Genomic DNA, 14,595 nt, shown 5'->3' with positions numbered 1-14,595 from the left:
GACTTCCTAGAATAGATCGCCGCTCGCGTCAAAGCCGCGGCGGCAGGCAGGCTAACTGCATGACCCATGTGATCATAACCGGCGGTTCCAGCGGCATCGGCCTGGCACTCGCATCCCTGTATGCGGTCCGCGGCGCGCGGCTGTCGCTCATTGCGCGCTCGCGCGATCCTCTGGAACTGGCGGCACGGAAGCTCGTCGCCAAATACGGTGCCCGGGCCGAGGATATCCATATCGAAACCGCCGATGTCGCGAGGGAGGAAGCGATCGACTCGGCGATCGGCCGCTGCGTCGAGGCGCTGGGCCCCTGCGATGTTCTCGTGACCTCCGCGGGCGTTGTCGAACCGGCACCTTTCGAAGACATGTCGAGCGCCGCCTTTCGCCGCCAGATGGAAACGAATTTTTCCGGCACCGTGCACGCGGTACGCGCCGTCTACCCGGACATGGCGCGGCGGCGCACCGGGCATATCGTGATGATCTCCTCGGGTTCCGGACTGATCGGCATCTACGGCTACACGTCCTATTGCGCGTCGAAGTTCGCCCTGCGCGGCTTTGCCGAGGCGCTGCGCAGCGAAGCCCGCTGCCATGGCGTCGGCGTATCGGTGAGCTTTCCACCGGATACGGAGACGCCGCAGTTCGAGCGGGAAATCGCAGAGCGCCCGCGCGAAGCAAGCGTGGTGATGGGTGCCGTCCGTCCCTGGAGCGCCGAAGCCGTTGCCCGGAAGATCGTCAAAGGCGTCGAAGGGAAACGGTTCGAAATCTATTTCGGCCTCACGCTTTTCCTCCTCGGGCGCTTCGGACCCGCCGTTCGGCCGCTGGTCGACTGGTGGTTCGACCGGGCGATCGCGCGCAGCCGTGGACGGTGACTGTCGAGCGCCCTGCCGCGCTTGTGCCCGCCATCGTTAGCATTTAAGTGTCGGGCGGAGACCCTGCCGGCGCGGCGCGGAAATGGCTCGAAGGTAACGGATTGGCGCTACTGCCCTTTGAATTGCACGACTATCCAGCAGCGTTGACGCTCGGCTGCTATCTGCTGTCCTGCGGGGTGATCTTCTTCACCGACCGCTTTGCGCTGCCGAAGCGCGAGCGGCGAAAGAATGCGTCTCCCCATGGCCGCAACCAGGATATCGTCGATGTCCTCGCCAGGCTGCCGGTTATAGCACTCGTTTTTGCCGGCTTCTTCGCGATCTCCTGGCGGCCGCTCTACGCGGCTGCCGGGACGATGAGCTTCTTCATCATCTTCACCGGCATCTCCCGTGCAAAATTCAAGTTCATCCGCGAGCCGCTGGTCTTCTCGGACATCGCCCTCGTCGCCGACGTGTTCAAATACAAGTCAATCTTCTACGCGACGTCGCTGAACGTCGTGTTCTGGGTCGTCGCCTTTCTCTACGTCTTCGGCGTCTCGGGCCTCTATATGTATTTCGAGCCGACGGTCCTTCCGGCCAGAGACAAGCTGTTCTGGATTCTGGTGATGATCGTGATCGCCGCCGGACCCTGGCTCCTGCTTTTCTACGGCCCGGTCAACCGCCCGACGGCGGCACTCGTGCAGCGGCTGGTGGGAAAGAAGGTCAACCTCAAGATGAGCACGGTGCGCTTCGGCACCTTCGGCTCGGTGGTCTTCCACTTCATCGTCTGGCTGGGGGTCAAGCGCGAGAAGATCGTCGCCGAGCTCTCGGTACGCCTGCGCGCCGCGGTCCATGATCTGATCGGCCATGAGGAGGCGCCGCTGATCGTCGTCTGGCAGTCGGAATCCTTCATCGACATGCGGCATTTCGGCGTGGACACGATCAAGCTGCCGGCGATCGACAGGCTGCGCCAACAGGCGGTGCAGTGGGGCCGGCTGAGCAACGTTTTCGAAGGCGGCTACACGCTGCGCACCGAATTCGCCGTATTGAGCGGCCTTGTGCCGGACGATATCCACGTCGATGCGAGCTATCCCTATCTCCGCGCCGCCCACTATGCCGATGCCGTCTGGCCGGGGAAGTTGAAGCGGGCCGGCTGGCGCACGCATTTCATTCATCCCTATGACCGGACATTCTTCCTGCGCCACAAGGCGATGCCGCTATTGGGGTTCGAGAAGCTGACCATGCTCGATGCCTTCGACCATGATCCCTCTCAAGACGGCCTTTACGTTTCCGATGCCGCGCTGACCGCGAGGGTTCTGGAGGAGACGCGGAAGCTTCCCGACGACGATAGCGGGCTCTTCTTCGTCGCCTCGATGGCCAATCATGGCCCTTGGGAGCCCGGTCGTGCTGGAACGCTCACCAATCCGGTCGATATCTACCTGGCGATCCTTCAGCAATCGGATGCCGCGCTGAAGAAGCTGGTCGACGGTCTCGAGAGGCTTGATCGCCCCGTATGGCTCGTCTTCTACGGCGATCATGCGCCCCTCCTGAAGTCCTTTGCCGATCCTTTTCCCGACCCGCGTACGGATTATTTCATCGTCCCGCTGGCCAAGGCCCGCCCGGCAAATCACCGTCCCAAACTTCCGCAGGACGAGGACCCGTGGAACCTCCTGCGTGCGCTGCTCAGGCACGCCAATCTGCACAAGGACGCGCTGCAATAGCAGCGACCGCGGGGAAAGTTGCAGCAATGAAGGCAGGCACCACGATTGAGCAGCGGCCACGACGGACATTCCTGTTCCTGCAGGGCCCCTCGTCGCCGATCTTCGCCAAGATCGCCACGCGGCTCGAGGCCCACGGCCATACCTGCCTGCGCATCAATCTCAATGCCGGCGACCAGATCTTCTGGCGACGGGGCGGCGCGCACAATTATCGCGGCTCGATCACCAATTGGGCCGGTTTCGTCGAGGAATTCATCCGCCGCCATTCCGTCAGCGACCTCGTCCTCCTCGGCGAGGAACGCCCCTACCACCAGATCGCCGTCGCTTCGGCGCGCCGGCTCGGGGTCGAGATCTTCGTCGTCGAAATGGGCTATCTGAGGCCGGACTGGTTGACGCTCGAACGCGGCGGCATGTCGTCCAACTCGCATTTCCCTGCCGACCCGCAGCAGATCTTGCGAGCGGCGGCGGGGCTGCCGGAGCCGGACTGGCGGCGGCGGCATACCCAGACCTTCCTTGCCGAAGCGGCCTATGACCTCCTTTACAATCTGCCGAACGTCTTCCTCTGGTTTCTTTTCCCCGGCTATCGCCGGCACGCGATCTTTCATCCGCTGGCGGAATATGCCGGCTGGGTGAGGCGCCTGACGACAAGCAAGCGCCAGTGCAACGCGGCGGATAGATTGATCGCCTCGCTCTCATCCGCAGGAGCGTCCTACTTCGTCTATCCGCTGCAACTCGAGACCGACTTCCAATTGCGGGCGCACTCGCCCTTCACCAGTCAGAAGGAGGCGATCGGCGACATCCTGCAGTCCTTCTCACGCCACGCGCCGGCGGCAACCAAGCTTGCCATCAAGGTTCACCCGCTCGACAACAGCCTCATTCCCTGGCGCAGGATCATCACCCACCAAGCGGCAGCGCTTGGGATCGGCGCGCGCGTCGTCTATCTCGAGGGCGGAAATCTGGATCTGCTGACGGAGAAGAGCGCTGGCATGGTGACGGTCAACTCGACCGCCGGGCTGCATGCCTTGAAACAGGGCAAGCCTGTGAAGGTTCTCGGAAAAGCCGTTTTCGACATTGCAGACATGACCGACCAGCAGCCGCTTGATGCGTTCTGGGAGGCGCCGCAGCCACCGGATCCGGATTTGAGCGCGGCAATGTTCCGGTTGATGGCGGCCTCGATCCAGGTCCGCGGCAATTTCTATTCCGTCGCGGGCACCGATGCCGGAGCTGACGCTATCGCCGAGCGGCTGCATCGCAACACCGTCAACGAACCCGGTGCGTTCATCGATCCGCCGCCCCGGCAAAAGCCGGCAAAGAGGGCGGCCGCGTCCGGTCAGGCAACGCCGGCGCGCAACAGGTCGTGAATATGCAGGATGCCTTCAGGTACCCCCGCCTCGTCGACAAGGAACAGCACGGTGACCTTGTGCTCCTGCATGAACTCCATGGCGGCGCTGGCGAGTAGGTCTGCCTGCACCACCTTCGGATGATGCGACATGACGTCTTCGACCGGCTGGCTGAGCAGGTCGCCGGCCATGTGCCGGCGCAAGTCGCCATCGGTGATGACGCCGACGAGCACACCGCCTTCGTCGATGATACCGATGACGCCGAAGCCCTTCGCCGACATCTCGATGACAGCTTCGCTCATCGGCCGGCCGACGGCGAGCAGCGGCATCTGGTCGGCCAGATGCGCGAGTTCGTGTACCAGGCGCAATTGCGCGCCAAGCTTGCCGCCGGGGTGGAAAGTCTTGAAGTCCTCGGCGGAAAAACCGCGCCGCTCCAGAAGCGCGATCGCCAGCGTATCGCCGACAGCGAGCTGCAGCATAGCCGAGGTCGTCGGTGCCAGCCCGTGCGGACAGGCCTCCGGTACCTTCGGAAGCACCAGGGCGATTTCGGAATTGCGCGCCAGGATGCTGTCGCGGTTCGATGAGATCGACACGATCGGCACCTTGAAGCGCTTGGCGTAGGTCAGCATGTTGGCGAGTTCCGCCGTCTCGCCGGACCAGGAGAGCAGGATCAGCACGTCATCGGAAGTGACCATGCCGAGATCGCCGTGGCTCGCCTCGGTCGGGTGGACGAAATAGGCGGACGTGCCGGTGGAAGCCAAGGTCGCGGCGATCTTGCGGCCGATATGCCCGCTCTTGCCGACGCCGGAAACCACGACGCGGCCGTGCCCGTCGCCGATCAGTTCGACGGCATCGATGAGGCTCTGCGCGAAAGCTGTGTCCGTCGCCAGTTGTTCGGCGAGCGCCTCGATGCCATTCTTTGCCGTCGTTATCGTCCGGCGGATCGAATCCAGAACGGCGCTTGGAGAATGCCCCTCAGCCTTCAAATTTCGCAAGCCCATCTTCAATCCCGGTTCAGAAACAATATGGTCGCAAGCCCGCCTGCAGCGGCTCGCGTAGAACGTAGAAGCCAGATAGGCCCTTTTTTCCCGCAAACCAAGCCTTTCCACGCCGGGTTTCGGTCAAACCAGCCAATTTTCGCGGCGCGCACGTCGATGGATTCGATTTTCCACAGATGTTTGCGGCGGCAAAGGCCTGCCGCCGGCATACCTATCGACGGCTCCCGCGCATAAACAGCGCGGAAACCGCGGCTTACATTTAATATCTGGGAATCATGGTAGCGGGGGAAATCACGCCGCCGCGCCAGCTTCGTGCTTGGGCGCACCCTGGCCGGCAAGCAGGTGTCCTATGGCCGCACGGGCTTCATCGGCAGAACCGAAGCGCTTCGCGTCGAGATCCCAGACATGATACTTGACCGCCAGGAACTTGAACCGGTCCTGATCCGGGACGACGACGCCAACGGCCTCTCCGCCATATTCGATAACTTGCTTGCTCATGCGAATAACGCTCCTCCACGCGTTCAGCGCGGATCTTTCAATTCTCGGCAAAAGGTGAATTCGGTAAGTTCAGTCAGTCACATTCGGCAAAGCGTGCGAATGAGACCTTTCACTGTTGCACGACAAAGGGAACGCGAGCCGCAGAAGGCGGCGGTCGAGACGATTCCGGACATGTCACTCTCCTTCGGCTGGGCGCGGCGCGAGGTGCCGCGGCGGTTCATGAACAATGTGAGGCGGACTCCTTCCGCGTCACGGCGTGCAAACTAGAATAATCTACCAAATTAGTCAACTACCAAGCCCAGACGGAGAAAAATAATTCCCTGTTTCTGTTTGATAGCTTTGTAGACAATTCCGTTGGGTCCCCTGCAAGGGCATTTTCCTATTTAGGTAGCACCGAATCGGCCTGCAAGTGACGATTCGGATAAAGACAGGACTTTCGGACAAAAAAGGGGCAGCCCCTGGAGGCTGCCCCTGGTTTGTTCGGCAATGATAGTTTGGTGACGTCAGGCCGCCGGCGCGCCGGGCTGCTGCGCGCCTGAACGGCTGGCTTCGCGATCCTTCCACCAGCGGCTGAGGAACAGGAGGATCGGCCCACCGATATAGATCGACGACGTCGTCGCGACGATGACGCCGAAAATCATCGGCCACGCGAAGCTCTGTACCGCCTCGCCGCCCCAGATCGCCATCGGCACCAGCGAAAGCGCCGTCGCCATCGAGGTGAAGATGCATCGCGCGATCACCTGGTTGATGCTCATGTCGATGAGATCGGAGAACGGCATCGACTTGTACTTGCGCAGGTTCTCGCGCATGCGGTCGTAGACGACCACCTTGTCATTCACCGAGTAGCCGATCATCGTCAGCAATGCGGCGATTGCCGTCAGGTTGAAGTCGATGCCGGTCAGCGCGAAGAAGCCGACGGTCTTGGTGATATCGAGCAATAGCACCGCGATCGCGCCGACGGCGAAGTGCCATTCGAAGCGGAACCAGATGTAGAGCAGGATCGCCACCATGGCGAGGCCGACGGCGAGGAAGCCCGAGCGCGCCAGCTCACCGCTGACCGTCGGACCGACGACCTCGGTCCGTTCCAGCGCGGCCCCCGGGATCGCCGTCGCCACCGCATCCTTGATCCTGCTCAGCGCCGCCGTCTGCTCCTGCTCACCGCCCGGCTGACGCTGGACGCGGATCAGCACCGACTGGCCGCCGCCGAAGTCCTGCAGCGCCACCTCGCCGAGATTGAGCTCCTCGAGGCTGTGGCGCAGCGTCGGCAGGTCGATCTTTTCCTTCGACACCGCCTCGACCTGGATGCCGCCGATGAAATCGATGCCGTAGTTGAGGCCAGGCGTGAAGAACAGGATGACCGAGCTGATCGACAGGAAGGCCGAGAAGCCGATGGCCTGGAAGCGACGCTTCATGAAGGAGAAGGTCGGCAGATGCGGGACGCGCCCGAAGAGCGACGGGATTTCCAGCTTCTTCATCTTGCGGCGCACGACGACCTCGCGCATCAGCAGGCGCACGACGGTGACCGAGGTGAACATCGAGATGACGATGCCGAGCATCATGGTGACCGCGAAGCCGCGGACCGGACCACTGCCGAGCCAGAACAAGAGGACCGTGCCGGCAAGCGTCGTGACGTTGGAATCGAGGATTGTCGCATAGGCCTTGTTGAAGCCGACATCGAGCGCCTTCATCGCACCGGCGCCCGCTTCCGTTTCTTCGCGGATACGCGCGTTGATCAGGATGTTGGCGTCGACCGCCATGCCGATGCCGAGAATGATACCGGCGATGCCGGGCAGGGTCAGCGTCGACCCGATCAGGCCGAGAACGCCGATCGTCATGATCGTGTGAAGCACCAGGCCGACATTGGCGATCATGCCCCAGGCGCCGTAAAGGACGACCATCAGCGTCACCACGAGGCCGAAACCGGCAAGACCCGTGTAGAGACCCATGCGGATCGAGTCGCTGCCGAGGTTCGGTCCGACCGAGCGCTCTTCGATGATGGTAAGCGGCGCTGGCAGGGCGCCGGAGCGCAGCAGCGCGGAGAGGACCGTTGCCTCCTCGACCGTGAAGTTGCCGCTTATCTGGCCACGGCCGCCGAGAATCGGTTCGTTGATGACCGGCGCCGTCAGGACCTTGCCATCGAGGACGATGGCAAAGGGACGGCCGACGTTTTCACGGGTGATGTCGGCGAACTGGCGGGCGCCGAGTGAGTCGAAGGCGAAATCCACCACCGGCTGGTTCGTGCGCTGGTCGAAGCCAACCTTCGCATCTTCGAGCCGTTCGCCGGAAATCGCGATGCGGCTTTCGACCGGATATTTGTTGCCATCATTGGCGCCCGGCAGGATATCGACGCCGCGCGGAGCCGGCTGCGTGACATCGGCGGTCTGGTCGAGCATGTGGAAGCTCATCTGCGCCGTCGAGCCGAGGAGCTCGCGAAGGCGCGTCGGATCCTGGAGGCCCGGCAGCTGGACGAGAATGCGGTCCGAGCCGATGCGCTGGATCAGCGGCTCGGCGACACCGACCTGGTCGACGCGGTTGCGGATGATTTCGAGGCTCTGCTCGACCGCCTTCGTCATGCGATCGGAAAGGCCTGCCTCCGTCATGGCGAGCGCGATAACGTCGCCGTTCGTCGTGACCTCGAGCTCAGCAGCGGAGCCGCCAAACCCGACCGTACCGACGGGTGCCGCGAGTTCCTGCAGCTTCGGCAGCACCTTTTCACGATCGGCAGCGTCGGTGACGCTCACCGTCACGCTGTTGCCGCTGATGCGCGCCGAAGAGGCGGAGACACGCTCGCCGCGCAGAACGCGCCGGGTGTCGTCGAGGAGCGAGTTGAGGCGAGCCTTCTGCAGCCCCGCCCCGTCGACCTCGAGCACGAGGTGCGAACCGCCTCGAAGGTCGAGGCCGAGGGTGACCGGCTTGAAGGGAAGGACGGAAGCGAATTGCTCCCGCATGGCCGGCGTCAGAACGCTCGGCACCGCCGCGAGGCATCCGAAGATAATGATCGCGACATAGGCGAGAACCGCCCATCTGGATGTACGCATGTGGAAATTCCAAAAACGCCTGAACACGCCTTCTTGGCACTGCTCGGGCTGGGGTTCATCGAGGCCGGAGATGGAAGCTCCGCCGAATATTCGACCGCTACACTAGGAACGAGGGCGGTCCGCGGATACGCTCACTTTCGTGACGGGAGCCGGTTGGGACTTCCGCACGAGGGAAAGAGTGGGGACGAACGTCCTCGTAGATCGGCAAGGTGGCCGCTTCGACTGTAAGTACTGCGGACGGATCGCCGCCGAGCGTCGACTTTCCGTCGGGTCGCTCGCCGCTGATGCGCAATTCAGGCAAGGCGACGGCGCGGGAAATTTGGCGGGCGGCTGGGCGATCGGGCGATCCGCTGTCGGGCGCGGAGACGTTACCGCTCTGCGCGCCCGCGCGCCCGGAAACGCTTTGCCCGACGGCAATGACCTGCATGGCAAAGGAAGCACAGAACAGCCACAGCACGGCAACGAGCCGGCCGGCCTGCATGTTTCTGCTGCCACCACCCAGAAGGTCCATCGAGGACGCGGTCCCTTTCTCTACAGCGCCGTGCGTCTGTTCAGACGCACAAAGGTCGCTGTAGTACCCCAAAAAATTCTGCATGCTTTTACCCTTAAATCGGCTCCGAATTAAGGAAGCATGCAGTAGGCGCGTTTGGCGCCCGCGAGACGTAATATTCAGCCGATCCCCAGCCTAGTAAAAGAACATGGCCGGATTCGAGCAGGCGCCCTTAACACCATTCCGGGCCGCAAAAGTCAAATGCGCGCTGCGCCCTGACAATCGTCAGCTGCCGACGCCGGCGGTTTTTTCCTGATGGATCTCGATCAGCGACGGGCCCGACCGCGAAGCCGCATCCGCCAGCGCACGCGGCAGGTCCTCGATATTCGCCAGCCGCTCGGCCGGGACGCCATAGGCCCCGGCGGTCATCAGGAAATCCGGCGCCGAAGGCTTGACACCTTCCGGGGTGATACCGGCCTCGACCATGTAGGATTCGATCTCCCGGTAACCGCCATTGTTCCAGACGAGAAAGATCACCCTGGCCGCGGCATCGGCCGCCGAGCCGATCTCGGCCAGCGAGAACTGGAAGCCGCCATCGCCGACAAGGCAGACGACCGGTTTCGTGCGGTCGGCAACCGCCGCGCCGACCGCTGCCGGAGGGGCATAGCCGAGCGACCCGTAACCGGTGGCGGAGTTGAACCAGGCGCGTTGCCGGGGCGCATCGCAATAGAGGTTGCCGGCATAGACCGCCTGGGTCGAATCGCCGACGATGGTGCAGTCCGGCAACGCCTTGTAGATCAGGTCGATGACGCCGATTTCGGCACGCGTCTTTGGTGGCAATTCCTTCAAGGCTGCCTTGCGCGCCGCATCGGCCCGAGACGCGCCGTCCTTTGCCGCCGTATGGCCTGGCAGGAATCCCAGCATTCCTGCCGTCGCCGCCTTTGCGCCGGAAAGGATCGACAGCGCCGCCTGCGGCCCACGCGCCAGCTGCGCGGCGTCGATGTCGGTGCGGATCAGGTTGCGGAGCACCGGAAAGCCGCCATCGGCATAGAGGTCGTAATCGGTCTGGCCCATTTCGGTGCCGAGCGCCAGCACGACATCCGCGTCGCGCAGCAAAGCGCGGACGGCCTTGAGGCTCGGGCTTGCCGGCACGCGCAGGGAATGGCCGGCCAGCATGCCACGGGCGTTGACCGTCGTGACCACCGGCGCACCGATCTGATCGGCAAGCGCACGCACCTCCACCTCGGCCGTCAGCGCGCCGCCACCGCAGAGAATGACCGGGCGCGAAGCTTCGGCGCAGAGGATCGCCGCCCTTTGCAGGGTCTCGCTGTCGGAACGCGGGCGGGTCGCCCCCGCGGGCTTTGTCCCCCGGCTTTCTATCCGCTCGGCCATCACATCGGTCGGGATCTCGATATGCACGGGCCCGGGCCGGCCGGAGAGCAGCACCGCAAAGGCGCGGTCAACGACCAGCGGCAGGTCGGCCGGATTGATGAGCGTGTGCGAATAGAGCGCCAGCGTTTTCATCATTCCCTGTTGGTCGGGCAATTCGTGCAGCAGGCCGCGGCCGTGCCCCAGCGAGTCGCGGCGGTTGACGCCGGAGATCACCAGCATCGGGATCGAATCCTGCCGCGCCTGCGCCATGGCCGTGATCGTGTTGGTAAGCCCCGGCCCGGTAATGACCAGCGCCACGCCCGGCTTGCCGCTGACGCGCGCATAGCCGTCAGCCATGAAGCCGGCACCCTGTTCGTGGCGCGGCGTGACGTGGCGGATTTTCGACGCCCCCAGGCCGCGATAGAGCTCCACCGTGTGAACGCCGGGAATGCCGAAGACGACCTCGACGCCATTTGCCTCGAGCAGATCGACGAGGACCTCGCCGACGGTTTTCATGCCGGAACTCATGCGCGGCGCTCCTCTCTATTCGCGCAGCGTTCGGCGAGAACGGCAATACGCCGGCATGCCTCGTCGATCGCCGCATCCGGTACGGTCAGGCTCACCCTGATGAAATCCTGCGCCTGCTCGCCGAAGGACGAACCCGGCATCACCGCAACGCTCTCCTCTTCGAGCAGTGCCCAGGCGAAGGCCTCGCCCGAGACACCCGTACCCGCGACGTCGATCAGCGCGAACATGCCGGCCTCGGGCGGCAGAACCGAGACGCACGGCGTCCGGGCGAGAGCGATCGCGATCCGGTCGGCGCGCCGCCTGTAGGCCTCGCGCATCTGCCGCGCCGTATCGATTTCGTGCGTCAGCGCATAGGCGGTCATGTCGGCAATGAATGGCTGCTGGCCGAAAAGCATTGTTTCGGAAACCGGCAGGAGGCGATAGGTAAATTCCGCCGGACCGATTGCCCAGCCGCTGCGGAAACCGGGCGCGGCGTGCGACTTAGAAATCGACGAGACGACCACGGTGCGCTCGGCAAGGTCCTGGTTGTCGAAGGGCGATGCGAAGGCGGCGTCGAAGACCAGTTCCTCATAGACCTCGTCGCAGACGATCCAGAGATCGTGGCGGCGCGCGACCTCGCCGATCGCCGCGATTTCTGCCTTCGTCAGCACCGCACCGGTCGGGTTGTGCGGCGTGTTCAAGAGAAGGACGCGACAGTTGGGCGTGATTGCCCGCTCCAGGTCTTCCGCCCGCATGTGAAAGCAATGTTCCGGCTTCAGCGGCACGAGGACCGGATGGGCGCCGGTCGAACGGATCACGCCTTCGTAGGTGGCATAGAGCGGATCGCCGACGAGCACGCCGTCGCCGGCCTCGGCCAGCCCCAGCATGACGGCGAAAAGCGCCGTCTGGGTGCCCGGAAAACAGAGAATGTTCTCCGCCGTCACTTCGGCGCGGCGTCGACGGTATTTTGCCGCGAGCGCGGCGACCAGAGCGGGCTCGCCGCGGCCATTCGAATAGCGGTAGCGCCCGGCATCCATGGCGCGCTGGCACTCGTCGAGAAGGGCGCGGTGGGGCGGCAAATCCGGCTCGCCGATGGTAAGCTCGATGAGATCCGCGCCCCTTGCCTTCAACTGGCGCGCGCGGATGTGCAGCGACCATTTGCCGGAGCCAAGATCCGCCAGGCGCGAGGTGATCGACGCGTAACGCATGGTGCTTTCTCCCATCCCTTATTCTTCTATCGGCAGGCCGAGCAGCGCCTCGACGGAAGCCATGGCAATGCCGACCAGTTCGCCGTCGCGGAAAAGATCGCCGGCAAGGCAGCCTTCCACCCACAACCCGTCCACAAGACCGTTAATCGCAATCGAGTAGCGGCGGCATTCCTCCGGACTCGCAGCGCGGCCCTTCGCCGCGAGGAAATCGCTCAGCAGGTCCTGTAGGGCGTTGCGAAAGGCGAGATAGCCCTCGCGGTGAATCTCGGCGAGCACCGGATCGACCCGCACCTGGCTGATGAAGGCGGCCCAGAGCGAGACGCTGCGGCTGTCGGCCACCGGCTCCGTCAGGTTGATGGCGATGAAATCCTTGAGCCGCGTCGTCGGATCGCCGGCCACGTTCTTCGCCTTTTCGGTGAGCGAGGCAATGACGGCGCGATAGGCCTCCGCAACCATCTGATCCTTCGAGTCGAAATAATGGCGAACGAGCCCGGCGGTGACGCCGGCGCGGACCGCGATCTGGCGGACCGTCGCCCCTTTCAGGCCGAATTCCGAGATGCAGTCGAGCGTCGCCTCGATCAGTTCCTGGCGGCGTTCGCCTTCGGGAGCACGGTGAAAGCTGCGGCGGCTCACGACTGCGCCCACCCGCTCTGCCCGATCGTCGGTGTCTGCCAGACGGATAGGCTCATGCGGGGCTCCTGCGCGAAATCGTTGTGAATGAGGGGACGCTAAAAAATCGGCGGTGAGTTATTATACACTTGAATAATAGCCGCACAAGTGCGACCATGCTAGGCGTGAAACAGCGTGACAAGCCGAAGATGCTGCACGAAAGAACGATCAGGGGAACTGTTTTCATGTCATCAGCGAAAGCTCGGCCAGCCACCGGAGTCGCGTGTCGATGACGGACGCGGCCCAGGCAATTGCGGTCACCGACCTCTACAAGCGTTTCGGGCCATTGGAAGTGTTGAAAGGCGTATCGCTGCACGCCCGACAGGGCGATGTCATAGCCATCATCGGCGGCAGCGGCTCGGGAAAATCGACCTTTCTTCGCTGCATCAACATGCTGGAATTGCCCTCGGCCGGGCGGGTCTGCGTCCACGGCGAAGAAATCCGCATGAGGCCCGACGGCAGGGGCGGGCTGATGCCGGCCGACCGCAGGCAGGTCCAACGCATCCGCACCCGGCTCGGCATGGTCTTCCAGAGCTTCAATCTCTGGCAGCACATGACGATCCTCGAAAACGTGATCGAGGCTCCAGTCCACGTGCTCGGCAAATCCAAAACCGAGGCGGTGGAAATGGCGGAGAAACTGCTGCGCCGCGTCGGGCTCCACGAGAAGCGCGACGCCTATCCAGCCTTTCTTTCCGGCGGCCAGCAGCAGCGCGCCGCGATCGCCCGGGCGCTCGCCATTCAACCGCTTGTCATGCTTTTCGACGAGCCGACCTCGGCGCTCGATCCGGAGCTCGTCGGCGAAGTTCTCTCCGTGATCGGCGACCTTGCGCGCGAAAAACGGACGATGATCCTCGTCACCCACGAGATGAAGTTCGCCCATGACGTCGCCAGTCACATCGTCTTCCTGCATAACGGCATCATCGAGGAGCAGGGGCCGCCCGAGGCAATCTTCGGTGCTCCGAAATCCGAAAGGCTGAAGAAGTTCATCAGTTCAATTCATTGAATTCCGCAATGCTCAACAACCAAAAAAGGGAACAGCATGAAGAAGACATTGAAACTCCTGGCGATCGCCGCCGCCCTGTCGATCACCGGTGCCGCCTCCGCCTTGGCGGAACAGGTCAAGGTCGGCATTGCCGCCGAACCCTATCCGCCCTTCACCTCGCCGGACGCGAACGGCAACTGGGAGGGCTGGGAAGTCGAGTTCATGAAGGCGATGTGCGCAGAGGCGAAGCTTGACTGCGTGATCACCCCCGTCGCCTGGGAGGGCATCATCCCGGCGCTGACCGCCAAGAAGATCGACATGATCGTCGGCTCCATGTCGATCACCGCGGAGCGTCTCAAGACCATCGACTTCTCCGACAAGTACTACAACACGCCGACCGGGATCATCGGCACCAAGGGCGAGGACATGAAGCCGACGCCGGAAGGTCTTGCCGGCAAGGCGCTCGGCGTGCAGGTGTCGACCGTGCACCAGGCCTATGCGTCCAAGCACTTTGCTCCGGCCGGTGTGGAGATCAAGGAATACCAGACGCAGGACGAGGCGAACCAGGATCTTGCCGCCGGACGTCTCGACGCAGTGCAGGCCGATGCGATCGCCCTCGACGCCTTCCTCAAAAGCGATCAGGGCAAGGAATGCTGCGACTACAAGGGCGAAGTCGCTCAGGACGTCGACGTTCTCGGACCGGGCGTCGGGGTTGGACTGCGCAAGGGCGAGACGGAGCTCAAGGACAAGATCAACGCGTCGATCAAAGCGATCCGTGCCAACGGCACCTACGACGCCTTCTCGAAGAAGTACTTCGACTTCGACATCTACGGCGGCTGACCGCAGCCGGTCGGCGGTCCTACGACCGCCGACCGATGCTGTTAAGCTGGAGCGGATGCGGGTGCAAAACCGCGCACACTTTTCCTCATCCCGCTCT

At 63.4% G+C, this 14,595-nt stretch carries 12 protein-coding genes; 5 read left to right on the top strand and 7 right to left on the bottom strand.

The annotated features are described in order from the left end of the window. The first annotated feature begins 59 nt into the window (after nt 1-59). The 3 genes from CO676_RS02115 (at nt 60) to CO676_RS02105 (ending at nt 3,918) form a co-directional block, all read left to right on the top strand. Nucleotides 60-863: an SDR family oxidoreductase gene (locus CO676_RS02115; protein ID WP_097519487.1), complete on the top strand. Its 804-nt coding sequence runs from the start codon at nt 60-62 to the stop codon at nt 861-863. Nucleotides 864-964: 101 nt separating this feature from the next. After that, nucleotides 965-2,560, top strand: a complete 1,596-nt coding sequence (locus CO676_RS02110) for an LTA synthase family protein (RefSeq protein WP_097519486.1) — start codon at nt 965-967, stop codon at nt 2,558-2,560. Between the two features lie 26 nt (nt 2,561-2,586). After that, nucleotides 2,587-3,918: a capsule biosynthesis protein gene (locus CO676_RS02105; protein ID WP_014760983.1), complete on the top strand. Its 1,332-nt coding sequence runs from the start codon at nt 2,587-2,589 to the stop codon at nt 3,916-3,918. Here the strand turns inward: CO676_RS02105 and CO676_RS02100 are convergent. The 7 genes from CO676_RS02100 to CO676_RS02070 form a co-directional block, all read right to left on the bottom strand. Then, the gene (locus CO676_RS02100) at nt 3,888-4,898 is read right to left on the bottom strand and encodes a KpsF/GutQ family sugar-phosphate isomerase (RefSeq protein ID WP_014760982.1); all 1,011 of its coding nucleotides are present in this window, start codon (nt 4,896-4,898) and stop codon (nt 3,888-3,890) included. The genes CO676_RS02105 and CO676_RS02100 overlap by 31 nt on opposite strands. A gap of 288 nt (nt 4,899-5,186) precedes the next feature. Next, nucleotides 5,187-5,393, bottom strand: a complete 207-nt coding sequence (locus CO676_RS02095; RefSeq protein ID WP_097519485.1) for a hypothetical protein — start codon at nt 5,391-5,393, stop codon at nt 5,187-5,189. A 503-nt stretch (nt 5,394-5,896) separates the two neighbouring features. Next, nucleotides 5,897-8,431, bottom strand: coding sequence for a protein translocase subunit SecD (secD, locus tag CO676_RS02090; RefSeq protein ID WP_097519484.1), 2,535 nt, complete (start codon nt 8,429-8,431; stop codon nt 5,897-5,899). Nucleotides 8,432-8,528: 97 nt separating this feature from the next. Then, a complete protein-coding gene (locus CO676_RS02085) occupies nt 8,529-8,942 on the bottom strand; it encodes a hypothetical protein (RefSeq protein ID WP_097519541.1) in 414 nt (137 codons plus the stop codon). Nucleotides 8,943-9,206: 264 nt separating this feature from the next. Further along, on the bottom strand, nt 9,207-10,820 hold the full coding sequence (locus CO676_RS02080) for a 5-guanidino-2-oxopentanoate decarboxylase (protein WP_097519483.1): 1,614 nt from the start codon (nt 10,818-10,820) through the stop codon (nt 9,207-9,209). After that, complete coding sequence (locus CO676_RS02075) at nt 10,817-12,007, bottom strand: pyridoxal phosphate-dependent aminotransferase (protein ID WP_097519482.1); 1,191 nt, start codon at nt 12,005-12,007, stop codon at nt 10,817-10,819. The genes CO676_RS02080 and CO676_RS02075 overlap by 4 nt, the downstream gene beginning before the upstream one ends. Nucleotides 12,008-12,025: 18 nt before the next feature. Then, nucleotides 12,026-12,640, bottom strand: a complete 615-nt coding sequence (locus CO676_RS02070; protein ID WP_097519540.1) for a TetR family transcriptional regulator C-terminal domain-containing protein — start codon at nt 12,638-12,640, stop codon at nt 12,026-12,028. Between the two features lie 265 nt (nt 12,641-12,905). Here CO676_RS02070 and CO676_RS02065 point away from each other — a divergent pair, with 265 nt between their 5' ends. Both CO676_RS02065 and CO676_RS02060 read left to right on the top strand, forming a co-directional pair. Then, nucleotides 12,906-13,679 carry an ATP-binding cassette domain-containing protein gene (locus CO676_RS02065; RefSeq protein WP_097519481.1) on the top strand — a complete coding sequence of 258 codons (774 nt, stop codon included), beginning with the start codon at nt 12,906-12,908 and terminating at the stop codon, nt 13,677-13,679. Nucleotides 13,680-13,715: 36 nt separating this feature from the next. Next, on the top strand, nt 13,716-14,498 hold the full coding sequence (locus CO676_RS02060) for a transporter substrate-binding domain-containing protein (protein ID WP_097519480.1): 783 nt from the start codon (nt 13,716-13,718) through the stop codon (nt 14,496-14,498). Nucleotides 14,499-14,595 lie beyond the last annotated feature (97 nt).

The sequence above is a fragment of the Sinorhizobium sp. BJ1 genome (genome assembly GCF_002531555.1).
In the GTDB taxonomy this organism is placed as follows: Bacteria; Pseudomonadota; Alphaproteobacteria; order Rhizobiales; family Rhizobiaceae; genus Sinorhizobium; species Sinorhizobium fredii_B.
This window is presented reverse-complemented; position numbering and strand designations above follow the sequence as displayed.